The organism is Streptomyces sp. NPDC054975 (assembly GCF_053609105.1).
Map to the genome: position 1 here is coordinate 12461 of NZ_JBSGWV010000018.1, position 22765 is coordinate 35225.

At 71.0% G+C, this 22765-nt stretch carries 22 protein-coding genes and 1 riboswitch; of the genes, 15 read left to right on the forward strand and 7 right to left on the reverse strand.

The features are described from left to right. Nucleotides 1–138 precede the first annotated feature (138 nt). The gene (locus tag ACWF79_RS18080) at nt 139–1023 is read left to right on the forward strand and encodes a helix-turn-helix domain-containing protein (RefSeq protein WP_453729081.1); all 885 of its coding nucleotides are present in this window, start codon (nt 139–141) and stop codon (nt 1021–1023) included. A 14-nt stretch (nt 1024–1037) separates the two neighbouring features. On the opposite strand, the gene ACWF79_RS18085 is transcribed toward ACWF79_RS18080, so the two are convergent. From ACWF79_RS18085 to ACWF79_RS18095, 3 genes are all read right to left on the reverse strand, one after another. Next, nucleotides 1038–1499 carry a hypothetical protein gene (locus ACWF79_RS18085; RefSeq protein WP_453729082.1) on the reverse strand — a complete coding sequence of 154 codons (462 nt, stop codon included), beginning with the start codon at nt 1497–1499 and terminating at the stop codon, nt 1038–1040. Nucleotides 1500–1735: 236 nt separating this feature from the next. Continuing rightward, nucleotides 1736–1951 (reverse strand): DUF397 domain-containing protein, encoded by a 216-nt coding sequence (locus ACWF79_RS18090; protein ID WP_453729083.1) that lies wholly within the window; start codon nt 1949–1951, stop codon nt 1736–1738. Further along, nucleotides 1933–2778 carry a helix-turn-helix domain-containing protein gene (locus ACWF79_RS18095; protein WP_453729171.1) on the reverse strand — a complete coding sequence of 282 codons (846 nt, stop codon included), beginning with the start codon at nt 2776–2778 and terminating at the stop codon, nt 1933–1935. The genes ACWF79_RS18090 and ACWF79_RS18095 overlap by 19 nt, the downstream gene beginning before the upstream one ends. A 162-nt stretch (nt 2779–2940) precedes the next feature. Here ACWF79_RS18095 and ACWF79_RS18100 point away from each other — a divergent pair, with 162 nt between their 5' ends. Then, a complete protein-coding gene (locus ACWF79_RS18100) occupies nt 2941–3297 on the forward strand; it encodes a hypothetical protein (RefSeq protein ID WP_453729084.1) in 357 nt (118 codons plus the stop codon). Here the strand turns inward: ACWF79_RS18100 and ACWF79_RS18105 are convergent. Further along, nucleotides 3287–3754 carry a hypothetical protein gene (locus ACWF79_RS18105; protein WP_453729085.1) on the reverse strand — a complete coding sequence of 156 codons (468 nt, stop codon included), beginning with the start codon at nt 3752–3754 and terminating at the stop codon, nt 3287–3289. The genes ACWF79_RS18100 and ACWF79_RS18105 overlap by 11 nt on opposite strands. Nucleotides 3755–3812: 58 nt before the next feature. Between ACWF79_RS18105 and ACWF79_RS18110 the strand changes: the two genes are divergently transcribed. Further along, complete coding sequence (locus tag ACWF79_RS18110) at nt 3813–4334, forward strand: GNAT family N-acetyltransferase (protein WP_453729086.1); 522 nt, start codon at nt 3813–3815, stop codon at nt 4332–4334. A 28-nt stretch (nt 4335–4362) separates the two neighbouring features. Here ACWF79_RS18110 and ACWF79_RS18115 read toward each other — a convergent pair whose 3' ends face one another. Then, on the reverse strand, nt 4363–5559 hold the full coding sequence (locus ACWF79_RS18115; protein WP_453729087.1) for an acyltransferase family protein: 1197 nt from the start codon (nt 5557–5559) through the stop codon (nt 4363–4365). 145 nt (nt 5560–5704) lie between these two features. Next, nucleotides 5705–8104, reverse strand: a complete 2400-nt coding sequence (locus tag ACWF79_RS18120) for a YfhO family protein (RefSeq protein WP_453729088.1) — start codon at nt 8102–8104, stop codon at nt 5705–5707. A gap of 125 nt (nt 8105–8229) precedes the next feature. On the opposite strand from ACWF79_RS18120, the gene ACWF79_RS18125 reads away from it, so the two are divergent. The 3 genes from ACWF79_RS18125 (at nt 8230) to ACWF79_RS18135 (ending at nt 10964) form a co-directional block, all read left to right on the forward strand. After that, nucleotides 8230–9216, forward strand: coding sequence for a glycosyltransferase family 2 protein (locus ACWF79_RS18125; protein ID WP_453729172.1), 987 nt, complete (start codon nt 8230–8232; stop codon nt 9214–9216). A gap of 82 nt (nt 9217–9298) precedes the next feature. Next, nucleotides 9299–9943, forward strand: coding sequence for a SurA N-terminal domain-containing protein (locus ACWF79_RS18130; RefSeq protein ID WP_453729089.1), 645 nt, complete (start codon nt 9299–9301; stop codon nt 9941–9943). 34 nt (nt 9944–9977) lie between these two features. Next, nucleotides 9978–10964, forward strand: a complete 987-nt coding sequence (locus ACWF79_RS18135; RefSeq protein WP_453729090.1) for a nucleoside triphosphate pyrophosphohydrolase — start codon at nt 9978–9980, stop codon at nt 10962–10964. A 27-nt stretch (nt 10965–10991) separates the two neighbouring features. Here the strand turns inward: ACWF79_RS18135 and ACWF79_RS18140 are convergent, their stop codons facing one another. Continuing rightward, the gene (locus ACWF79_RS18140) at nt 10992–12194 is read right to left on the reverse strand and encodes a globin domain-containing protein (protein WP_453729091.1); all 1203 of its coding nucleotides are present in this window, start codon (nt 12192–12194) and stop codon (nt 10992–10994) included. A gap of 98 nt (nt 12195–12292) precedes the next feature. Between ACWF79_RS18140 and ACWF79_RS18145 the strand changes: the two genes are divergently transcribed. From ACWF79_RS18145 to ACWF79_RS18185, 9 genes are all read left to right on the forward strand, one after another. Beyond that, the gene (locus ACWF79_RS18145) at nt 12293–13540 is read left to right on the forward strand and encodes a cytochrome P450 family protein (RefSeq protein WP_453729092.1); all 1248 of its coding nucleotides are present in this window, start codon (nt 12293–12295) and stop codon (nt 13538–13540) included. 119 nt (nt 13541–13659) lie between these two features. Further along, nucleotides 13660–14646 carry a transglycosylase family protein gene (locus ACWF79_RS18150; RefSeq protein WP_453729093.1) on the forward strand — a complete coding sequence of 329 codons (987 nt, stop codon included), beginning with the start codon at nt 13660–13662 and terminating at the stop codon, nt 14644–14646. 265 nt (nt 14647–14911) lie between these two features. Further along, nucleotides 14912–15088, forward strand: a riboswitch (cyclic di-AMP (ydaO/yuaA leader). Nucleotides 15089–15091: 3 nt separating this feature from the next. Then, the gene (locus ACWF79_RS18155; RefSeq protein WP_453729094.1) at nt 15092–15784 is read left to right on the forward strand and encodes a transglycosylase family protein; all 693 of its coding nucleotides are present in this window, start codon (nt 15092–15094) and stop codon (nt 15782–15784) included. A 329-nt stretch (nt 15785–16113) separates the two neighbouring features. Then, entirely contained in the window at nt 16114–17400 is a 1287-nt protein-coding gene (eno, locus tag ACWF79_RS18160; RefSeq protein ID WP_453729095.1) for a phosphopyruvate hydratase, read from the forward strand. 110 nt (nt 17401–17510) lie between these two features. Then, entirely contained in the window at nt 17511–17975 is a 465-nt protein-coding gene (locus ACWF79_RS18165) for an FtsB family cell division protein (protein WP_453729096.1), read from the forward strand. A gap of 61 nt (nt 17976–18036) precedes the next feature. Then, a complete protein-coding gene (locus ACWF79_RS18170; RefSeq protein ID WP_453729097.1) occupies nt 18037–18585 on the forward strand; it encodes a DUF501 domain-containing protein in 549 nt (182 codons plus the stop codon). Beyond that, nucleotides 18582–19496, forward strand: coding sequence for a Ppx/GppA phosphatase family protein (locus ACWF79_RS18175; protein WP_453729098.1), 915 nt, complete (start codon nt 18582–18584; stop codon nt 19494–19496). Before ACWF79_RS18170 ends, ACWF79_RS18175 begins: the two co-directional genes overlap by 4 nt. 369 nt (nt 19497–19865) lie before the next feature. Next, nucleotides 19866–21245: an NAD(P)/FAD-dependent oxidoreductase gene (locus tag ACWF79_RS18180; protein ID WP_453729099.1), complete on the forward strand. Its 1380-nt coding sequence runs from the start codon at nt 19866–19868 to the stop codon at nt 21243–21245. Between the two features lie 177 nt (nt 21246–21422). Next, nucleotides 21423–22721 carry a class I SAM-dependent methyltransferase gene (locus ACWF79_RS18185; protein ID WP_453729100.1) on the forward strand — a complete coding sequence of 433 codons (1299 nt, stop codon included), beginning with the start codon at nt 21423–21425 and terminating at the stop codon, nt 22719–22721. Nucleotides 22722–22765: the final 44 nt, after the last annotated feature.

The following is a 22765-nucleotide window of genomic DNA, read 5'->3' on the forward strand; positions in this document are numbered from 1 at the left end:
GAACTGAAAACAGTTCGGCCCCCGGCCGGGACTCGCAATCCCGATCGAGGGCCTGACCAACGAGGAAGCACTACCTTCCCGATGGATACCCAGCACCTTAGCGCGCCCGCTCGTCTCGGGGGCGTCATCCACGTCAACGTGAAGCACACCAGCTGCTTCACCGTGATCGGCAACCACCTCGCCCAGCACGAGGAACTCTCGCTGCTCGCGATCGGCCTCGCCGTGTACATCCAGTCGCTGCCCGACGGCACCTGCATCTCGATCAGGTCGCTCGCCGAGCGCTTCCCAGAAGGCGAGATCCGCATCGCCGCCGCGCTGCGGGACCTGGAGGCGTACGGCTACCTGGCCAGAACCCTCGAACGTCTGCCGAACGGCCGCATGGCGACACGCACGGTCTCGTACAACCGCCCGGGGGCGACGCCGTCGGACGCGGACGCTGACGAGGACCGGGGCGAGGACCGGGGCGAGGAGCGGGACAGGGGCCGGGGCCGGAGCAGGGACGAGGAGCCGGACCCCGAGCCGGAACCGGAACCGGAGCCGGAACCGGACCCCGAGCCGGAACCGGACCCCGACCCCGACCCGGAGCCCGAGCCCGACGGCCCCGCGCGCGACCGCGCACCCCGGGCTGAGCGGGTCCCGGCGCCCCCGCCCCCGCCGCCGATTCGCCTGCCGGAGGGCCCGGCGGCGGACCTGCTCGTCGGCCTGCGCGCCCTGGATCCCCGCCTGCTGCTGTCGGTACGGGACATCCAGCGCCTGGCCCCCGGCGTCGACGCATGGTTCGCACGTGGCGCCCACCCGGACGCGGTCCGCCGCACACTCACGGCGTGCCTCCCGGACCGCCTGAAGTACCCGCCGGGCCTCCTGGCGCACCGCCTGACGACCCTGCTCCCGCCGCCACTCCCGGCGAAACCCCCGCGGCCGGACCCCATGCAGACCTGCGAGGACTGTGACCGCGCCTTCCGCGCCCCGGAACCGGGCCGCTGCCGCGACTGCGACACCTCGGCTAAGAGGCTCGCGGCGTGATCTGACAGGGGGCCTCAGGAGGTGGGCGCGTCCAACTGCCGCTCCAGCCGTACCTCGGTCACGCTCACGTCCTCCGGAGCGCCGAACGCCTCGACCATCACGCCGTTGCCGATGTCGGTGACCTCCAGAGCCAGGTGCTCGGCACCCACCCGCAGGTCGATCCTCGCCACGGGCTCGCCCGCGAAGTCCGGCATGCGGTGGATCCGCGCCGCCGGGTAGTTCAGGCTCGTCAGCTTGTTCCGCATCTGCTCGTACGTGGCCGTGTCCGTCCCCGAGAACGCCTTGTGGAAGCGCAGTTGGTGTCTCTGGGCGGCGCACTCCTCTTCCGAGGTCAGCGGCACGGGGTCGACCAGGATCGGGAGCGTGGAGTCGGGGGTCGGCTCCGTTGCCGCGGGGACGTCCACGGAGGCCGGTGCCACGTCATCGACGCCGTTGGAGACGTCCGGGGCACAGCTCTGCGAGATGAGGTCCGCCATCTCCAGGAACCGCGCCTCCGCGCCGTCGTCGCTCGCCGCGACGGTGTGACCAAGGAGGCCTGATCGGCGGTTGCCTTCTGCGCGCCGAAGCTCGCCAGGACGACGACGCCGCCGAGCGCGGCCACCAGCAAGGACTTGGGGAGGAGAGTGATTCGCATGCGCGTACCCTGCGGGCAGCGGGCCACCGCCCACATGAGCACCCGTACTCAATTCAGGCTCGCGCCTGATCGAGCAGTTCAGGAAGCAGCGCTCCCCGGCTCGCCGTCCTTGACGCCACCGACGAAGGCGGCCCAGACGGGCGCGGCGAAGAGGAGGGCGGGGCCGGCGGGGTTCTTGCTGTCGCGGACGGGGACGAGGGGGAGGTTGTCGGCGACTTCGAGGCACTGGCCGCCGTTGTCGTTGCTGTAGGAGCTCTTGCGCCATATGACGGTGCTCAGATCGACGGGTCGCACGATGCTTCCTCCAATGTCCGCGTGATGAATTTCCTTGAGTCGGCCGGGGACAGGGCCAGATCACGGACGACATCGTATCGGCGCTGGAGTTGGTCGACGGCGGCCGTTTCCTCGACGACATCGCCAGAGTAGGCGGTCTCCACCCAGGCGATCGTTCGGCCGTCTGTTGCCTTCAGGAACATCACGTCCGTGTTCGCGAGGGCGTACAGTCCGGCGGAGTGTGGCACCACTTGGATGGTGACGTTCCGGCGGTTGCCCACCGCGAGGAGATGCTCCAACTGCTCCTGCCACTGCGCCCGAACCGGCAGCGGCGTGCGTAGCGCTGTCTCCGAGAGGATTGTGCGGAACGTGGGAGCGTTGTCCCCTTCCAGCAGCGCTCGTCGCCCCAAGCGCGCCTCGACCTGCCGGCTCAGCTCGTCGCCCTCAAAGTCGCCGCCTGCCTCCATCAGAGTGTGTGCGTATGCCTCCGTCTGGAGCAGACCCGGCAGCACGTAGGCCGCGTAGTGCCACATGCTGATCGCCTCGGCCTCCAGCGTCATGTACCCCCGGTACTTCTCCTTGAACTGCGTCGGATCCCCCAACGCCAGCTCCCACAGCACCAGCAGCATCCCCGACGTCCCGTAGTACGTGTCCAGGGCCTGGACCACCTCCGGGCCGCCGAGGGTCTCGCCCTTCTCCATCTTGGAGAAGAGGGACCAGTCCCAGCCGACCACCTCGCCGAGGCGCCGCAGGCTGTCGCCGCGCTCGGCCCTCAGCTTGCGCAGCTCCTCCGCGAACCGCTTCCTCGGCTCCTGGCTGCGGCCTGTCACCACCCGTCTCGCCGGCATCGCGCGCACTCCCTTGTGGAAGATGTGGAACTACCCGCGCGACGTGGGGAAGTACAACCCCGCAGCGCTCATCGTTCCTGGAATCGGGTCCATTCTCGTAGTGCCCGGATCACAGAGGGTAATTCACGAGGAGAGCGGGAATCCATGGAGTGTGGCGCTTTCATGTACGACAAAGTGGCTTGCGTGGTAGGAGAGTTCCGCGGCAGCGTCGGCTCGTACGCCATGCTCCGGCCCGTCGGCGGCGGCCGGGAGTGGCAGGCCGATCCGGCGGCCCTTCGCCCGGCGACCCCGGAGGAGCGGCTGAGCGCCGGCGTCAGGGCGGCCAACGCCCGTGCTCGCACCGTCGACCTGGACCGCCCGCCCGTGCCCGTCCCCGACTGCGAGGCCTGTGCCCTCCTCGCCGATCAACGACGCGACGCCCGCGCCCGGTTCGACGGCAGCGCCGAGACGGACGCGAACGTCCTCCTCCGCCGTCACCTCTTGGCGGACCACCGGGCCGAAGGAACGGTCACCACTTGAACAGCACGCCGCGCCAGGTCCACCCCGCCCCGATCACCGCCGCCACCAGCGGGTTCCGCATGTCGCGGGAGTCGAAGCGGAACGTCTCCACCTTCTGGCGGCGGCCGTCGGGGCCCTGCTCGTAGCGGAACTGCCGGGCGACGTGGGTGCTCCGCCCGCGACCGTACTGCTTGCCGGGGGATCCGGGTGTCGAGCCCTCCCACCGCTCGTCGAGCGTGCGCACCTCGTGGGTCTCCGGGACCAGGCGCATCCGGGTCTTGAGGGTCATCCTCAGCTCCGGGACACGCCACTCCGCCACCAGGTCGGCCTTCTCCGCGGGGAGGCCGTTGCGGACGCGGAACGGCACGTCCGGGCCGCCGACCGCGAGCAGCGCGGCCCGTACCTCCGCCGCGGACAGCGGCACAGCGCCGATGTCCGGGTACGTGGTGCCCACGACCTTGTCCCACAGGCGACCCATCGCCCAGCCCCCATCCTGCCGTCCTGGACAGATGTTCCCACCCTCGCCGCCAGGGCTCATGCTTGGCTCCGTGACCACGATCGAGGCCGAGCCTCTCCGCACGCCCCGGCTCACCCTCCATCCCTTGGCCGTCGCGTACGCCGAGGAGATGGCCCGCGTGCTCGCCGACCCCGCGCTGTACTCCTTCATCGGAGGTGAGCCGCCCACCGTCGCGACGCTCCGGGCACGTTACGAGCGGCAGACCGCCGGCTCGCCCGAGGCGGGCGTGTCCTGGTGCAACTGGGTCGTCCGCGAGCGGGAAGAGGGGTGTCTCGTCGGCACCGTTCAGGCGACGGTGCGGGACGACGGGAGCGCCGAGGTCGCCTGGGTCGTGGGGACGCCGTGGCAGGGGCGGGGGTTCGCCCGCGAGGCCGTGCGCGAGCTGGTCGGGTGGCTCACGACGCACGCGCGCGTGGGCACCGTCGTCGCGCACGTCCACCCCGACCACGCCGCGTCCGCCGCCGTCGCCACCGCCGCCGGGCTCACGCCCACCGACACGTGGCACGACGGCGAGGTCCGGTGGCGGCTGACCGTGGCGTAGAGCCCGTCCGGCGGACGGCGTCGCCGACTCAGCGGCTGACCCCGCCGACGGGGGACAGGGCCGGCTCGTGCACCACAGGCTCGTTCAGAGGCTCGGCGACCAGCACCGGGGCGGACGCGGCGACCGGCGAGTTCAGGCGGATCTCCTGGACCCCCCGCCGCATCCCCACCCGCAGGCGCTTCGACAGCGGGCGTTCCACGCCGACATGGATCAGCCAGGCCAGGACCATCATGGCGGCCGTCACGGACACGACGAGGGGGAGCGGCGCGACACGGTCACGGAAGTGGTGGATCAGCGTGATGCCGATCGCCATGTGGATCACGTAGAGCGGATACGTGAGCGCTCCCGCGGTCTTCAGCCAGGGCCACCGGACGCGGTCCAGGTGCCCGAGGGCCACGGCCGCGATCGCGAGGAAGCCCAGCGCGATGACCAGACGGGCCGGCCACGTCGGAAGCTGCTGGGAGAGTTCGACACCGAGGTTCATCCGCATACGCCCGCGGACATAGTGCTGGGCGAGGAGGAACTGGGCCCCGACGATGGCCCACAAGAGCATGGTGGGCCGATATCGGTGCATCAGGTAGAAGGCGATGCCCGCGACGAAATACGGCGCGTACTGCGGCATCGCGAAGAATTCGAGAAGCCTGGATTCGGTGGTCGGCGCGGCGACCGCGGCCGCTGTCCATACCCCGCAGAAAAGAACGCAATTTCGATATGTGACACCGCAGAGCACGACGAGCGCGAAGAGGGCGTAGAACTTGAGTTCCACGAACAGCGTCCAGTACGAGTGGTCGACGTTCCCGACGCCCAGACCGCCCTGCATCATGGTCAGGTTGACCAGGACGTCGCTCCCCTGCTCCAGGTGGCGCAGCTCCTGGACCTCGGGCAGGAACCACAAGGTGAGCGCGCTGAGCGCGACGCCCGCCCAGTAGGCCGGGAAGAGCCGGGACACCCGGGAGACGGCGAAGTCGCCGACCGTGCGCCCCCACACGCTCATGCAGATGACGAAGCCGCTGACGATGAAGAAGATCTCGACGCCGAGCCAGCCGTACGCCGCGAAGGGGCGCAGCGCGGGAAACAGTTCTGACGTGTTCCTGTCCCACGCGGAATCAAGGCCGATGTAGTGGTAAAGGACCACGACGAGGGCTGCTGTGATCCGGATTCCGTCCAGGGCGAAGAGACGGTTCGCCGGCTCTCCGCCGCTTTTGGCCCCAGTGGTGCCGGGCATTGATGCGGCCTTCCCCAGGAATGAGTTGGTCCGGCAAGACCGTACAGTCGGCGAACAGGGAGTTCACAGCTCGACCAACGTGTCCCTTCTCACGCGGTAAAGGGGGTTTGCTCGGTTCATTTCCGCGCAGAAGAGGGGGTCGGCTTCACGCCGTCCGTGCGAGCTCCGGCCGGGTCGGCGCCTCCGGCGCGGCGACCGGCGCTCTCCTGTGCCGCAGCCGGGCCCCCAGCAACCAGACCGCGAGCAGCACCATCGCGCAGGCCCCCAGGCCAAGGCCCGCCCGCAGCCCCGGCGTGCGGAAGGCGCAGGTCACGGAGGGGCCGTCGGCGCGGACCGCCACCAGCCCGCCGTACGCGTCCGCCGGGCGGCCCTCGCACGTCCAGCCGGCGATCCTCGGGGCCGCGACCACGACCGTGCCCTTCGTACCCGGGCGGAGCTGCGCGCGGATGCCGCGGTCCGTGACGTCGACCGACACCGGGGCCGACGCCCGCAGCTCCGCGACCGCGGCCGCGAGGCGGTCCCGGTCCAGGCAGCCGACCTCGTGCTTCTTGCCGCGCTTGCCCTTCAGGGCCACCGTCGTGCCCGCTGTCTCCTGAACGCCCAGGGACGTCAGCGCCGCCCGGCGCTTCGGCAGCTCACCGGTCATCTTCACCGGCGTACCGCCCGTGCCGAGCCGGGCCGTCCCCCGGAAGTCGGGGGCCCAGAGGAAGACCTCGCTGCCGACCGGGCAGGCCGCGCCCTTCGCCGGCAGCGTGTACACGGACGCGCCCAGCAGCAGCTCCTGGTTGCGGAAGGGGGAGGCTCCGTACCGGGGCACGGTGGAGCCCTCCGGACGGACCGTCACCAGGGGCAGCACCGACTCCGTACGCACCGGACGGTCGCCCCGCCACCGCGCGCCGACGCCGAACAGGGCGTCCGTCACCGGGTTGTCGAGGCTCTGCAGATTGCGCCCGCGCGAGGTCCAGCCGCCGCCGAGCGCGGCCAGCGTCCTGGTCAGCACCGCCGGCGTGTGGCTGCTGTAGTAGGCGGCGCCCTGGCCGCCGAAGAGCATCGGCTCGTTGCCGGTGATCTGCTCGCGGCCGGAGTCGGTGCGGTACGCGGGCCAGCCGTCGGCCGCGCCGAGCGCCGCCGTACGCCGGGTCTGCTCCGCGCCCCAGGCCGGGTAGTCGTCGAGCCGGCCGAGCCGTTCCCGGTCCGCGTACGCGGTGGTCGCGGCGGCCTGCCCGACGAGCGCGCCCGCCAGGAGCACCGCCGCCACCACCGGGAGCTTCCCGCGCCGGGCCAGCCACAGCCCGCCGCAGGCCGCGGCAAGACCGAGGGCGAACAGCGGGTACGACCAGCCGGTCACCAGGTCGCTGGCGACCGCGCCCCCCGCGGCCACGGCCACCACGCCGACGCCGCCGAGCAGCGCGCGCCGCCCGGGCCAGCCGTGCGAGAGAACGGTCCAGGCGGCGATGACGAGGACACCGGTCAGGACGAACGTCTGCCGGTACGGGCTGCCGTTGGGGGTGGCGAAGACATGCCAGACGAGGTGCGTCGGGCCCCATTGGAGGGAGAGCGCGACGGCGACCACGAACCCCGTCCACAGCCACCGCTCCCGCCGGGGCACCTTCCGGTGGAAGGCCAGCGCGCAGGCGAGCAGCAGGGTGCCCGTGCCGACGAAGGCGGCGGGCGTGGTGAAGCTGTACGTCGCCGGGAGCAGCCGGGCGAAGAAGTCCGTTCCGCTCGCCGCCTGGAACTGGTTGGTCCAGCCCGGGTACGCGCGCGTGGAGCCGAGGAACACCGGCACCAGGATCGGCGCGGCGAGCCCGATCCCCAGCAGCACGGTCGCCACCGCCCGTACGACCACCCGGACCCGCAGCTCGTGGACGACCGCGAGCCGGACCAGGAGCACCAGCGCGGCGCCGATCGTCGCCATGTACGCGGTGTAGAAGTTGCCGACCCAGCACACCGCCACGACCAGCGGACCGAGCAGCGGCCGACGTCCCTGCCGGACCCACTCGCCGACCAGGCACAGCAGCGGGAAGGCGATCAGCCCGTCCAGCCACATCGGGTTGTACGTGGCCTCGATGACCGACCAGCCGCAGAGGCCGTACGACGCGCCGACGACCGCCGCCGCCCACCACACGCCGGGCCGCAGCCGGAGCAGCGCCACGGTCATGGCGGCCGCGGCGGCGGCCATCTTCAGGATCGTGACGGCGTAGACGGCGTACTCGATGTCCTCGCGCGGGAAGAGCGCGACCAGCGGCGCGAACGGGCTGCCCAGGTACGTGCCGAGGTCGGGCAGGAAGCTGCTGCCCCAGCCGGACTGCCAGTTGAGCAGCAGCCCGCCGTCCGCGCGCCCGTGCAGCAGGTCCCAGAGATGGGCGTGGTACGGGACGAACTGGTTGGCCAGGTCGTTGACGCCCCGGCGTTCCGGCCCGAAGGGGAAGGTGCGGGCGACCGCGTCCCCGGCACAGACCGCGAGCGCGGTGAGGAAGGCGGCGAGCGCGGCGGCGGGGCCGGTGGAACGGCTCACGGCGGCCGATGTCGTCTGAGCAGGCATGATGGTGTGAATATGTCAGTACGGAACACGAAAAGGTGATCCATCGGGGCCAGTTCACGCAATGGTCGCCTGGCGGTCATGTTTCGAATCGGCCGGGGACACCCCCATGGGCTGTCGTGTCCTTCGTGCTTCTCTCGATCGTGGTCCCGTGTTTCAACGAAGAGGAGATCATCGGTCGTTTCCACGACCATGTGACCGCCGAACTCTCCCGTTTCGACGGAGAGTTCGAGCTGGTCTACGTGGACGATGGAAGCCATGACCGGACCCTCCCGCTCCTGGAGGGGATCGCCGACTCCGACCCTCGCGCCCGTTACGTCTCCTTCAGCCGGAACTTCGGCAAGGAGGCCGCCATGCTGGCCGGTCTCCAGCACGCCGAGGGCGACGCCGTCGTCATCATGGACGCCGACCTCCAGCACCCGCCGGAGCTCGTGCACCGCATGCTGGCCCTGCACGCCGAGGGGTACGACCAGGTCATCGCGCGGCGCACCCGCAAGGGCGACCGGGTCACCCGCACCCTGACGGCCCGCGCCTACTACTGGGCGATCAACCGGCTGGTCGACGTCGAGCTGGTGGACGGCGTCGGCGACTTCCGGCTGCTGTCGCGCCGTACCGTCGACGCGATCCTCGAACTCACCGAGTACAACCGCTTCTCCAAGGGCCTTTTCGCCTGGGTCGGATTCCGTACCACCACATTCGAGTACGAGAATGCGGTGCGTGAGGAGGGCCGCTCGAAATGGACCTTCGGAAAACTGCTCAACTACGGACTCGACGGACTCCTCTCCTTCAACAACAAGCCGCTGCGGGCCGCCGTCTATCTGGGAATGGTCCTGGTCTCGGTCGCGCTCGCCTACGCGGCCTGGATCGTCGGTGACGCGCTCGTCAACGGTGTCGACACGCCCGGATACGTCACGCTGCTCGTGATCGTCACGGCGCTCGCCGGTGTCCAGATGGTGATGCTCGGTCTCGTCGGCGAGTACGTCGGCCGTATCTACTACGAGGTGAAGCGGCGGCCCCACTTCCTGGTGAAGGCGACGAACGCGGACGTTCCGCGTCCGCGGACCGCCACCACCCGAACGCGTGAGTCGTTGATCGAGACAGTCACGTCGAAGTAGTGGCCCCGGCCACGGCGACTGCCTACCATCGATCACCGCAAGGTCGTTCAAACTGACGCACGACCCACGCCGGGAGGCTCCTTTGCACCGCCGCACCGCGCTCTCCGTCTCCGCCGCGCTCCTCGCCGCGGCTCCGCTCCTCGCCGCCTGCGGCGGTGAGGCCCACCCAGGGGCGGCGGCCGTCGTCGGCGGCGAACGCATCGAGGTCTCCAGCCTCCAGGCGCAGGTGCGGGACGTGCGGACCGCGCAGGAGGCGTCCCCGCAGGCCGCGCAGCTGATCCAGGCCACCGGCGACCTCAGCCGCGAGAAGCTCAACGTGATGATCTTCGACCGGGTGGTCGACAAGGTCGCCGAGGACAACGGGATCACGGCGTCGCGCGGCGAGATCCAGAAGACGCGGGACGAGTTCACGAAGCAGAGCGGCGGCCCGGAGCAGCTCGCCGCGACCCTGCTCCAGCAGCAGGGTGTCGCGCCCGACCAGATCGACGGGGTCGTCCGCCGCACGGTCCTGATGAACAAGATCGCTGAGAAGCTGGGCATCGCGAACACCCCCGAGGGCCAGAAGAAGCTCCTCGAAGTCTTCACCGCCGCCTCCAAGGACCTCAGGATCGACGTGAACCCGCGCTTCGGGGCGTGGGACGACACGAAGATCCAGCTGGGCACGTTCACGGCGCCGTGGGTGCGCCAGATCAGCCAGGACCCGGCGGCCGTGGAGGCGGGCGCGTAGGGGGCGTCCAGCGGCGCGACGTAGGGTCGGAAGGGTGAACGAAGAATCACCCGTGGAGCCCGTCGGTCCTGTCGCGCCCGGCCGCATCGTCCTCCTGACCGCCAGCCATCGCGTCGCGCCCGGACTGCTGTCCTGGCCCGCGTGGCAGGCGCTGCGCGACGCCGACCGGGTGCTGTGCGCCGACGAGCACCACCCGCAGCTGCCGTACCTCCGCGAGGCGGGCGTCGCCGTGGAGCACGCCCGCCCGACCGCTCAGGAGTTGGTCGAGGCGTGCGCCGGGGACCGGACCGTGGTGGTCCTTCCCTCCGGCGAGGGCGACCAGGCGCTGACGGACGGGCTGGCCCGGCTGGCCGGCTCCGGCCGCGTCACGATGCCCGACCTGGAGCTGCTGCCCGGCTCGTACGACCTGCCCGGCGCCCGCCTGCTGGACCTGGTGCAGGTCATGGACCGGATCAGGCGCGAGTGCCCGTGGTCCTCGCGGCAGACGCACAAGGGGCTCACCAAGTACGGCATCGAGGAGGCGTACGAACTCGTCGAGGCGATCGAGGACGGCGACCGGGACGAGCTGCGCGAGGAGCTCGGGGACGTCCTCCTCCAGGTCGTCTTCCACGCCCGGATCGCGGAGGAGGACGAGGAGGAGCCGTTCTCCGTCGACGACGTCGCCGCGACGATCGTGGAGAAGCTGATCCACCGCCACCCGCACGTCTTCGGCGACGCGAAGGCCGAGACCCCGGAAGAGGTCAAGGAGCACTGGCTGCGCACCAAGGCGATCGAGAAGCAGCGCGCCTCGGTCACCGACGGGGTGCCGCTCGGGCAGCCCGGCCTGGCGCTCGCCGCGAAGCTGGCGGGGCGGGTCCGCACGGCGGGCCTGGACGTCGACCTGCCGAAGGGTGACGGCATCGGCTACGACCTGCTGGCCCTCGCCGCCCAGGCGGAAGCCTCCGGCACGGACCCGGAAGCGGCCCTGCGCGCGGCGGCTCGCGCCTACCGCGACGCGATCAGGGCGGCGGAAGGGCAGTGAGCCCCGCTCCACCCGTCGCCGGGCGGGTCAGGGCTGGTGGGGCGTCCTCGCCGCCGGGTTGTGCCAGTGGGGCTGCGGGCGGTCGATGAACCATTCCGCCGTGCCCAGGGGACGGGAGAACGTTCCCGCGCACGGTACGTGGTCGTGGTGGACCCGGGCCGCGCCCAGGCGCTCCAGGGCCGGGAGGGTCTCCGCGACCAGCGGGTGGGGGCCCGCCACGTAGACGTCGTGGGCCGGCCAGTTGCCGCAGGTGTGGAGCGCCTGGAGCAGCCGCGCCGTCGCCTGCTCGCGCGGACGCCCCGGCGCGGAGGCGATGTAGGTGACCTTCAGACCGGGTATCCGCTCCCGCAGCCGCTCCACGTCCCCCTTGCCGTACAGATACTCCTTGGCCCGCGCCACCAGGAAGAGCCGCGCCTCGACGTCCGCCGGCCGCTCCGCCACCTCCTCCAGGAGCGCCTTGACCGGCGCCCAGCCCGTCCCCGCGGCGACGTAGCTGCGCGGGACGTCGGGCGCGGTCCGCGCCGTCAGCGCGCCGCCCGGCGCGCTCAGCCGGAGCGGCTCGCCCTCTCCTACCGCCTCGACCAACGCCGTGCTCATCGCACCGCCAGGGATCCGGCTCACGTGCAGGTCCACCGTCCCGTCCGCGCGGACCGCGTTCGCCAGGGAGTAGGTACGCCACACCCGGGGGACCCGGAGCGAGCTGACGCCGACGTACTGCCCGGGCCGGTACGCGAAGGGCCTGCGCGGCTTCAGGGTCAGCACCGCCAGGTCCTCGTCGAGCCGCTCGTGCCGGACGACGACGGCGTCCCACCAGGCCGGCTCGCCCTCCGCCTCGGCCTGCTCGGCGCCCCGCATCATGAGTTCGACGACCTGCCCGTACGCCTCGGCCCACGCCTTCTCGGCCTCCACGCTCCACGCGGCCCCGGCGGCGTGCGCGAAGGCGGCGGTCAGGCTGGTGCCGACGGCGGCGTAGAGCGCGGGGGAGGCGAGGAACTTGCGGTGGTCGCGGCCCAGATGGGCGAGGTAGTCGGGAAGCCCGGGGTCCTCCAGCTGGGTCACGACATGCGTGAGCGCGGCGAAGAGCCGGTCGCGCTGGGGCCGCAGGTCCTCGGGGAAGAGCTCACGGACGCCCGGGTTGTGCCAGAACAGATGGGAGTAGAAGAAGGCGACGGCATGCTCGGCCCGTCTCTCGACGACGGCGAACGTGCTTCTCAGTAACTGGGCATCCACGCGGGAGAATCTAGGCCACCCGCCTTCACAGGACGATCACATCTCGCGGACCGGGCCGCCCGGAGGCCGACGGCAGCGTGACCTTGTACCGTCTCAGGGTGAGCACGCCCCCCGCCCCCGAGCTCTTCACCTGGGAGTTCGCGACCGATCCGTACCCCGCCTACGCCTGGCTGCGCGAGCACGCGCCCGTTCACCGGGCCAAGCTGCCCAGCGGGGTCGAGGCCTGGCTGGTGACCCGGTACGTGGACGCCCGGCAGGCCCTCGCCGACCAGCGGCTCTCGAAGAACCCGGCGCACCACGACGAGCCGGCGCACGCCAAGGGGAAGACGGGGATCCCCGGGGAGCGCAAGGCCGAGCTGATGACCCATCTGCTCAACATCGACCCGCCCGACCACACCCGGCTGCGCCGGCTCGTGTCGAAGGCGTTCACCCCGCGCCGGGTCGCCGAGTTCGCGCCCCGGGTGCAGGAGCTGACCGACCGGCTGATCGACTCCTTCGCGGCGAAGGGCACCGCCGACCTCATCCACGAGTTCGCCTTCCCCCTGCCCATCTACGCCATCTGCGACCTGCTCGGGGTGCCGGAGGAGGACCAGGACGACTTCCGGGACTGGGCCGGGATGATGATCCGGCACGGCGGAGGGCCGCGCGGCGGGGTGGCGCGGTCGGTCAAGAAGATGCGCGGCTACCTCGCGGAGCTGATCCACCGCAAGCGGCTCGACCCCGGCGACGACCTGATCTCAGGGCTCATCAAGGCCTCGGACCACGGCGAGCACCTCACCGAGAACGAGGCCGCCGCCATGGCCTTCATCCTTCTCTTCGCCGGCTTCGAGACCACCGTCAACCTGATCGGGAACGGGGTGTACGCCCTGCTGCGGAACCCGGGGGAGCGCAGCCGGCTCCAGGCCTCGCTCGCCGCCGGGGAACGGGACCTGCTGGAGACCGGTGTCGAGGAACTGCTGCGCTACGACGGGCCGGTGGAGCTGGCGACCTGGCGGTACGCCATGGAGCCGCTGACGATCGGCGGCCAGGAGATCCCGGCGGGCGACCCGGTCCTCGTCGTGCTCGCCGCCGCCGACCGCGACCCGGCGCGCTTCGACGAACCGGACACGCTCGACCTGTCCCGGCGCGACAACCAACACCTCGGCTACGGGCACGGCATCCACTACTGCATCGGCGCCCCGCTCGCCCGGCTCGAAGGGCAGATCGCTCTCGGCACGCTCCTGACGCGCCTGCCGGACCTCCGTCTTGGTGCGGATCCGGCCGATCTGCGGTGGCGCGGCGGGCTCATCATGCGTGGATTGCGCACGCTTCCGGTGGAGTTCTCCCCTCGTTCCCCTTCCGCGTGAGCTGACACTCCGTCAAGACTGTGACTTTTACGTGATCTCCGCTGCATCGACTTGTGACTGACGTTCGAATGCCGCTACGTTCACCGTCACCTCAGCAGTCACGCGAAAGGCAGCTCCGCATGCGCTCCGGGAACGGACGACACCGCAGACCCCGCCAGGCCCCCGCCATCGTCGTCGCCGCAGGCGTGACGGGCTCGGCCCTCGCGCTTCCCCTGCTCGGGGCGGGTTCGGCCTCCGCCGCCGACGCGGCCACCTGGGACCGGGTCGCCGAGTGCGAGTCGGGCGGCCAGTGGAGCGCCCACTTCGGCAACGGGCTCTACGGCGGGCTGCAGTTCACCCAGGAGAGCTGGGAGCGTCACGGCGGTCTGGCGTACGCGCCGAGCGCGGACCTCGCCAGCCGTGCCCAGCAGATCGTGGTGGCCGAAAAGGCACTCGCCGCGGGTGACACGCAGTGGGCGACGTGCGCCCCGATCGCCGGGCTGACCAACGACGGCGTCAAGCCGGACGTCGTCCCCGGCCCCGCGGTCACGCCGAGCGAGCCGATCGGTCCGCTCCCGGAGTCCAACCGCACCCTCGGTCTCCCGGACGTCGTGGCTCCGCCCGAGGCGCTCGCAGGGCCCGAGACCACCCCGACTCCCTCCACGCCCTCCCCCTCCGTCACGCCGACCGCTCCCGGCACCGGCAAGCACCGGGGCGAGGCCGCCCCGGAGGAGACGGGCGAGACGACCGCGGCGGACAAGTCGCCCGAAACGGGCCGTCACGCCTCGCCGACCGACACTTCGACCGGCACCCCGACGGGCGCTCCGACCGACACGCCGGCAGCGGACGCCACCGACGAGGAGAAGGCCGCGAATCCGGGTAGTGAGGACACTGCGGACACTGCGGGCAAGAAGCCCTCCGAGGGCATCAAGGATGCTATCGGTGCATACACCGTCAAGCCCGGCGACAACCTCACCGAGATCGCCCAGCGGAACGACCTCCCCGGCGGCTGGGGCGCTCTCTACGACGCCAACCGGTCGACCGTCGGGGCCGATCCGAACCTCATCCTCCCTGGCCAGAGCCTCGATCTGACGATCGGAACGCCCGTGGAGACGGCCCCGAAGTAGGGGCGGTTCGGGGATGAATGTCCGGTTCTGTGCAAGTGAGACATGGGTCTCTTCGTCTCAACTGGCGTGTCTCGTCCGCAAACTCTCCTTCCGTCACCTCTCACCTGCGTAAACGCCCTTTGTCCCGGGGCAAGTACGGGCGTTTTGTCCCCCATGGACGTCTTTGAACTTCCCCCGGGTCTGTGTCTACGGTCGTCACCGCTCGCCACCGCGGGCCCCGTCGACCGAAACGCCGAATCCTGCCGTCGGCCGATGGGAACAGTCGTCGCGTCAAGCGCCGTAGGCAGGAGCGGGGGACCCAAGGTAAGTGCCGCCCCCGGCCGTTGAGACAGACGGCCGACGGACCGGCTTGGGGTGAAGCCGCGCGCTAGGTCGCGCGGCCGGGCAACTCACATCGGCCCGAACCCGACAGCTCACCTCGTAGGCGTCGGTGAGGAGAATCTCCATGCTGTTTTCCGCCAAGGGCAAACACCGTCGTCCCTCCAAGGCCACCCGCGCCGTCGCCCTCGCCGGTGTCGCCGGTGTCGCCGTCGCCGCCCCGCTGATGACCGCCGGCACCGCCTCGGCCGCCACCGTCTCCGAGTGGGACAAGGTCGCCCAGTGCGAGTCCGGTGGCAACTGGTCCATCAACACCGGCAACGGCTACTACGGCGGCCTGCAGTTCTCCAGCTCCACCTGGGCCGCCTTCGGGGGCACCGCGTACGCCGCGACCGCCGACCAGGCCTCCAAGTCGCAGCAGATCGCGATCGCCGAGAAGGTCCTCGCCGGTCAGGGCAAGGGCGCCTGGCCGAGCTGCGGCGTCGGCCTCTCCTCCGCCTCCCCGAACACCGGTGCCGTCGAGGAGGCGCCTGCCGCGCAGGCCGCCCCGAAGCAGGAGCGTCAGGCCGAGCAGCCGACGACCCGCAGCGAGCAGCGGACCGCCCCGAAGGCCGAGTCCAAGAAGACCGTCACCACCCCGACCGGCAAGAAGGTCAAGAAGGGCGACGGCGAGTACAAGGTCGTCTCCGGCGACACCCTGAGCACCATCGCCGCCGAGCACGACGTCAAGGGCGGCTGGGCGAAGCTCTTCGAGCTCAACAAGGACGTCGTCGAGGACGCCGACCTGATCTACCCGGGCCAGCAGCTTCACCTGAAGTGAGCCCGGCGGCTCGCGTGAGTCCGGCGGCTCACGCGAGCCCTACGACCCTCCCGCGGTGACCACCCCGGTCCGGAGCGCCTCTCCCCCGTGCGCTCCGGACCGGGGTTCCGCGCGTCCGGGGTGCCGTGAGGCGGGGGCACCCCATGGTTACCGCTGAGTAGTTCCGAGGCCTTTGGCCCCAGATGCGTGCCCTTGGGTCCTTTTTCGTCCCAGGGGGCGGGCGCCCGGCTGGCTGGAGCCCGCGAGCCGGTTAGGCTCTTGTCGCAAGGCCAAAGCGACCCTGCACCGCAAGCGTCACATCTAGCGTCACATCCCAGAAGGAGATGCTCGTGCCGTCCATCGACGTCGTCGTAGCCCGGGAAATCCTGGACTCCCGAGGCAACCCCACGGTCGAGGTCGAGGTCGGCCTCGACGACGGCAGCACCGGCCGTGCTGCCGTTCCGTCCGGTGCCTCCACCGGTGCGTTCGAGGCCATTGAGCTCCGTGACGGAGACAAGAACCGCTACCAGGGCAAGGGCGTCGAGAAGGCCGTCCTCGCCGTGATCGAGCAGATCGGCCCGGAGCTCGTCGGCTACGACGCCACCGAGCAGCGCCTCATCGACCAGGCCATGTTCGACCTGGACGCCACGGACAACAAGGCCTCCCTCGGCGCCAACGCCATCCTCGGCGTCTCCCTCGCCGTCGCGCACGCCGCGTCCGAGGCCTCCGACCTCCCGCTCTTCCGCTACCTCGGCGGCCCGAACGCGCACCTGCTGCCCGTTCCGATGATGAACATCCTGAACGGCGGCTCGCACGCCGACTCCAACGTGGACATCCAGGAGTTCATGATCGCGCCGATCGGCGCGGAGTCCTTCTCCGAGGCCCTGCGCTGGGGCACCGAGGTCTACCACACCCTCAAGTCCGTCCTGAAGACCAAGGGCCTGTCCACCGGCCTCGGCGACGAGGGTGGCTTCGCCCCGAACCTGGACTCCAACCGCGAGGCGCTCGACCTCATCGTGGAGGCCATCAAGCAGGCCGGCTACGTCCCGGGCAAGGACATCGCGCTGGCGCTCGACGTCGCCGCGTCCGAGTTCTACAAGGACGGCTCGTACGAGTTCGAGGGCAAGAGCCGCACGGCCGCCGAGATGACCGAGTACTACGAGGAGCTCGTCTCCGCGTACCCGCTGGTCTCCATCGAGGACCCGCTGTTCGAGGACGACTGGGACGGCTGGAAGGTCCTCACCGACAAGCTGGGCTCCAAGGTCCAGATCGTCGGCGACGACCTGTTCGTCACCAACCCGGAGCGCCTGGCCCGCGGCATCGAGGACGGCGCCGCCAACGCGCTGCTGGTCAAGGTCAACCAGATCGGTTCGCTGACCGAGACCCTGGACGCCGTCGAGCTGGCCCAGCGCAACGGCTTCAAGTGCATGATGTCCCACCGCTCCGGCGAGACCGAGGACGTCACCATCGCCGACCTCGCCGTCGCCACCAACTGCGGCCAGATCAAGACCGGCGCCCCGGCCCGCTCCGAGCGCGTCGCCAAGTACAACCAGCTCCTGCGCATCGAGGAGATCCTCGACGACGCGGCCGTCTACGCCGGCCGTAGCGCGTTCCCGCGGTTTCGCACCGCGAACTAAGAGGCACAGCAAGGGCTGACATCCGGCCCCGTGAGGCAGCCTCCGTACGTCCCCGCACCCGGTCCCGTACCGTGTGCGGGGACGTACGTACGTAAAGGGGAGGCGCGCACATGGCCCGGGACCGGTTCTCGACCGCGACCAGGATCAAGCTGCTCGGTGAGCAGACCGCCGCCCGCGTCTACCGCTCCCAGACCCGCCGCCAGGCCCGCCGCTCCCGGCTCACCGGCCGCGCGGCCTTCCTCGCCCTGGTGGTCTGCTCGCTGGTCGTCGCCCTCGCGTACCCCATGCGGCAGTACGTCTCCCAGCGCGGCGAGATCGCCGAGCAGGAGCGCCAGGCCGCCGAGGCCGCCGCGCGCGTCGAGGAGCTGCGGGACGAGAAGGCCCGGCTCCAGGACCCCGCGTACGTCCGTCGGCTCGCGCGCGAGCACCTGCACTACGTGATGCCCGGCGAGACCGGCTTCACCGTGAACGACCCCGAGGTCGAGCGTGCCCGTCGCACCGAGCAGGGCGAGGCGGACCGCCCCTGGTACTCCGACCTCTGGAACGGCGTCGACCGCGCCGACTCGGACCGCTAGACGAGCCCGCCCCCAGCCCTCCGCCCCCACCCTCCACCCGACGAGAAGACAAGACGCAACGATGGAAACGCCCCCTCCGCAGACCGCCCGCACCGAGCCGACCGAGGCGGACATCGCCGCGTTCGAGGCCCAGCTCGGCCGCCCGCCCCGGGGGCTGCGCGCCATCGCGCACCGCTGCCCCTGCGGCAACCCGGACGTCGTCGAGACCGCGCCGCGGCTCCCGGACGGCACCCCGTTCCCCACCACGTACTACCTGACCTGCCCCCGGGCGGCCTCCGCGATCGGCACGCTGGAGGCGAACGGGGTCATGAAGGAGATGCAGGCCCGGCTGGGCACCGACCCGGAACTGGCCGCCGCCTACCGGGCCGCGCACGAGGACTACATCGCCCGCCGTGACGCCATCGAGGTCCTGGAGGGCTTCCCGAGCGCCGGCGGCATGCCGGACCGGGTCAAGTGCCTGCACGTCCTCGTCGGCCACTCGCTGGCCGCGGGCCCGGGTGTGAACCCGCTCGGCGACGAGGCGCTCGCGATGCTGCCGGAGTGGTGGGCCAAGGGCCCCTGCGTCACCCCGTGCGCCGACAAGGACGCGGAGAAGGAAGGCGAGAAGTGACCCGGGTCGCCGGCATCGACTGCGGTACGAACTCCATCCGCCTCCTCGTCGCGGACGTGGACCCGCAGACCGGTGAACTGATCGAGCTGGACCGGCGGATGACGATCGTCCGGCTCGGGCAGGGCGTCGACAGGACCGGCCGCCTGGCGCCCGAGGCGCTGGAGCGGACCTTCGCCGCGTGCCGCGACTACGCGGCCGTCATCGAGGAACTGGGCGCCGAGCGGCTGCGGTTCGTGGCCACCTCCGCCTCCCGGGACGCCGAGAACCGCGACGAGTTCGTGCGGGGCGTCGTGGAGATCCTGGGCGTCGAGCCCGAGGTGATCACCGGCGACCAGGAGGCCGAGTTCTCCTTCACGGGGGCCACCGGCGAGCTGCACGGCACGGAGAAGTACCTCGTCGTGGACATCGGCGGCGGCTCCACCGAGTTCGTCGTCGGCAACAAGCACGTCGAGGCCGCCCGCTCCGTCGACATCGGGTGCGTCCGGCTCACCGAGCGCCATGTCCGCAGCGACCCGCCGGCCGCCGAGGAGGTCGCCGCGATCCGCGCCGACATCCGCGCCGCCCTCGACCTGGCCGAGGAGACGGTGCCGCTGCGCGAGGCCGAGACCCTCGTCGGGCTCGCCGGCTCGGTCACCACGGTCGCCGCGATCGCGCTGGGGCTCCAGGAGTACGACTCCGAGCAGATCCACCACTCCCGTGTCCCGTACGAGAAGGTCGCGGAGATCGTCGACACCCTCCTCGCCTCGACCCACGACGAGCGCGCCGCGATCCCCGTGATGCACCCCGGCCGGGTCGACGTCATCGTCTCCGGGGCGCTCGTCCTGCTGGAGATCATGGAACGGACCGGGGCCCGCGAGGTCGTCGTCAGCGAGCACGACATCCTCGACGGAATCGCACTCTCGGTGGCATAACAGACACCCCCCGACACGCCTTGCGACACCGCGTCGGGAAAGTTCGTGAAGTTCTTCACAAGGAAAAGGGCCCTGATGGGGGTCGTGGAGGGCCAACTGGGCCTCCAGCGCCCCTGTCGGGGCTCTTTCGTAGGCCGAGGGCCCTGTTCGCTCGATGTTTCCATCGTGTGAACGCACCCTGTGGTTCGGGGTTACCGGACCCTCTCCGGGCCAGTTCAGTAGGGGTGAACAACGTTCACCCCTGCATCGTGGTTCCTTTGCACGACCATGACCTGGGTCACGTGGGCGGCGGAGTGTAGCAGAGGTGCTCCACAACCTTGTGAAGGGGCGCACGAGCGACCCCCCTGGGAGGGGTGGATACTCGGATGCATGAGCACCACGGAGCGTCCCAGGATCCTCGTAGTAGGCGGTGGGTACGTAGGCCTGTACGCAGCTCGACGCATCCTCAAGAAGATGCGTTACGCGGAAGCGACCGTCACGGTCGTCGACCCGCGCTCGTACATGACGTACCAGCCCTTCCTCCCCGAAGCCGCCGCAGGCAGCATCTCCCCGCGCCACGTCGTCGTCCCGCTGCGACGCGTCGTGCGCGGAGCCGAGGTGCTCACCGGCCGTGTCACCACCATCGACCAGGACCGCAAGGTCGCCACGATCGCGCCGCTCGTCGGCGAGGCGTACGACCTGCCGTTCGACTACCTGGTCATCGCGATGGGCGCGGTCTCCCGTACCTTCCCGATCCCCGGCCTGGCCGAGCAGGGCATCGGCATGAAGGGCGTGGAGGAGGCCATCGGCCTCCGCAACCACGTCCTGGAGCAGCTCGACAAGGCCGACTCGACGACCAACGAGGAGGTCCGCCGCAAGGCGCTGACCTTCGTCTTCGTGGGCGGCGGCTTCGCCGGCGCGGAGACCATCGGCGAGGTCGAGGACATGGCCCGCGACGCGGCCAAGTACTACACCAACGTGAAGCGCGAGGACATGCGCTTCATCCTGGTCGACGCCGCCGACAAGATCCTTCCCGAGGTCGGCCCGGAGCTGGGCCGCTGGGGCAAGGAGCACCTCGAGGGCCGCGGTGTCGAGATCTACCTCTCGACGTCGATGGACTCCTGCGTCGACGGTCACGTCGTGCTGAAGAACGGCCTCGAGGTCGACTCCAACACGATCGTGTGGACCGCGGGCGTCAAGCCCAACCCGGCGCTCGCCCGCTTCGGCCTCCCGCTCGGCCCGCGCGGCCACGTGGACGCCCAGCCGACCCTCCAGGTCACCGGCACCGACTACATCTGGACCGCCGGCGACAACGCCCAGGTCCCGGACCTCGCCGCCCGCAAGGCCGGCGTGGAGAACGCCTGGTGCCCGCCGAACGCCCAGCACGCGCTGCGTCAGGCGAAGGTCCTCGGCGACAACGTGGTCTCCGGCATGCGGGGCTTCCCGCAGAAGGAGTACTCGCACTCCAACAAGGGTGCGGTGGCGGGCCTCGGCCTCCACAAGGGCGTCGCCATGATCGTCATGGGCAAGATGAAGATCAAGCTCAAGGGCCGGCTCGCCTGGTACATGCACCGTGGCTACCACGGCATGGCCGTGCCGACCTGGAACCGCAAGATCCGCGTCTTCGCCGACTGGACCCTCGCGATGTTCCTCAAGCGTGAGGTCGTCTCCCTCGGTGCGATGGAGACGCCGCGCGAGGAGTTCTACGAGGCGGCCAAGCCCGCCCCGGCTCCCGCCGCCGCGAGCCAGGAGAAGGCCAAGGCCTCCTAGTTCCACCCCGCTGTTCCCGCAAGGGCCGTCCGCCATCCGTGGTGCGGACGGCCCTTCGGCATGTCCGCCCGGGTGTTTTGCCGAGTCGTTGCGCGCCTACGGGACGAAAAACCCCTACGGAGGGTGTTTACGTGGTGACGAGCATTTCTGGGGCACGACATCACGGAGGTGTGCACCATGGCCGACGCCGCACTGCGGCTGACCACTCTCGCGGAGGACCTGCTGGGGGCCCCGCTGCCGGTGCGGCTGCGAGCCTGGGACGGCAGCGAAGCCGGCCCGGCGGACGCCCCGGTCCTGATCGTCCGCAACCGCCGCGCCCTGCGCCGGATGCTCTGGAAGCCCGGCGAACTCGGCCTGGCCCGGGCCTGGGTGGCCGGTGAGATCGACGTCGAGGGCGACCTGTACGAGGTCCTGGACCGGCTCGCGGGGCTGCTCTGGGAGCGCGGCGAGGAGACCAGGAGCGCCCTGGAAGCGGTACGGGACCCCAAGCTGCGCGCCGCGGCCGCCGCGGTGCTGAAGCTGGCCGGGCCCTACCCGCCGCCCGCGCCGCCTGCCGAGGAGATGCGCCGCCGCACCGGCTCCCGGCACAGCAAGCGCCGCGACAAGCAGGCGATCAGCCACCACTACGACGTGGGCAACGACTTCTACGCCCTCGTCCTCGGGCCCTCGATGGTCTACTCCTGCGCGTACTGGACGGACGGCGGCACCCTGGAGGACGCCCAGCGCGACAAGCTGGACCTGATCGCCCGCAAGCTGAACCTGAAGGAGGGCGACCGGCTCCTCGACGTCGGCTGCGGCTGGGGCTCCATGGCCATCCACGCGGCCCGCGAGTACGGCGCGCAGGTCGTCGGCGTCACCCTCTCCCGCGAGCAGGCCGCCTTCGCCCGCAAGCGGATCGCCGAGGAGGGCCTGACCGACCGGATCGAGATCCGCGTCCAGGACTACCGGGACGTCAAGGACGGGCCGTACGACGCGATTTCGTCCATCGGCATGGCCGAGCACGTGGGCGAGGTCCGCTACCGCGAGTACGCCGACATACTGCACTCCCTGCTCAGGCCGGGCGGCAGGCTGCTCAACCACCAGATCTCCCGCCGTCCGGAGCCGGACGAGGCCGCCTACGAGGTCGACGCGTTCATCGACGCGTACGTCTTCCCCGACGGCGAACTCGCCCCGATGGGCCGCACCCTGACGACGCTGGAGAACGCCGGCTTCGAGGTGCGTGACGTGGAGGCGATCCGCGAGCACTACGCCCTGACGCTGCGCCGCTGGGTGGCCAACCTGGAGGCCGACTGGGACCGGGCCGTCCGGCTCACCTCGCCGGGCCGGGCGCGGATCTGGCGGCTCTACATGGCCGCCTCGGCGGTCTCCTTCGAGCGCAACCGGATCGGCGTCAACCAGTTCCTCGCCGTGAAGACGCCGGAGTCCGGGACCTCGGGCGTGCCGCTGCGGCCGCGGGTCTGGAACGAGAGACGGTAGGCGCCCACGTACGGCGAAGGGCCGGGCTCCCGCGGGGGAGTCCG

Coding starts and splice junctions, on each gene's coding strand:
- ACWF79_RS18100 (WP_453729084.1), top strand. CDS start 2,941: ATGTACGACAAAGTGGCTTGCGTGGTAGGAGAGTTCCGCGGCAGCGTC.
- ACWF79_RS18110 (WP_453729086.1), top strand. CDS start 3,813: ATGCTTGGCTCCGTGACCACGATCGAGGCCGAGCCTCTCCGCACGCCC.
- ACWF79_RS18155 (WP_453729094.1), top strand. CDS start 15,092: ATGCTGTTTTCCGCCAAGGGCAAACACCGTCGTCCCTCCAAGGCCACC.
- ACWF79_RS18180 (WP_453729099.1), top strand. CDS start 19,866: ATGAGCACCACGGAGCGTCCCAGGATCCTCGTAGTAGGCGGTGGGTAC.
- ACWF79_RS18165 (WP_453729096.1), top strand. CDS start 17,511: ATGGCCCGGGACCGGTTCTCGACCGCGACCAGGATCAAGCTGCTCGGT.
- ACWF79_RS18085 (WP_453729082.1), bottom strand. CDS start 1,499: ATGGCGGACCTCATCTCGCAGAGCTGTGCCCCGGACGTCTCCAACGGC.
- ACWF79_RS18115 (WP_453729087.1), bottom strand. CDS start 5,559: ATGCCCGGCACCACTGGGGCCAAAAGCGGCGGAGAGCCGGCGAACCGT.
- ACWF79_RS18185 (WP_453729100.1), top strand. CDS start 21,423: ATGGCCGACGCCGCACTGCGGCTGACCACTCTCGCGGAGGACCTGCTG.
- ACWF79_RS18170 (WP_453729097.1), top strand. CDS start 18,037: ATGGAAACGCCCCCTCCGCAGACCGCCCGCACCGAGCCGACCGAGGCG.
- ACWF79_RS18095 (WP_453729171.1), bottom strand. CDS start 2,778: ATGCCGGCGAGACGGGTGGTGACAGGCCGCAGCCAGGAGCCGAGGAAG.
- ACWF79_RS18120 (WP_453729088.1), bottom strand. CDS start 8,104: ATGCCTGCTCAGACGACATCGGCCGCCGTGAGCCGTTCCACCGGCCCC.
- ACWF79_RS18105 (WP_453729085.1), bottom strand. CDS start 3,754: ATGGGTCGCCTGTGGGACAAGGTCGTGGGCACCACGTACCCGGACATC.
- ACWF79_RS18150 (WP_453729093.1), top strand. CDS start 13,660: ATGCGCTCCGGGAACGGACGACACCGCAGACCCCGCCAGGCCCCCGCC.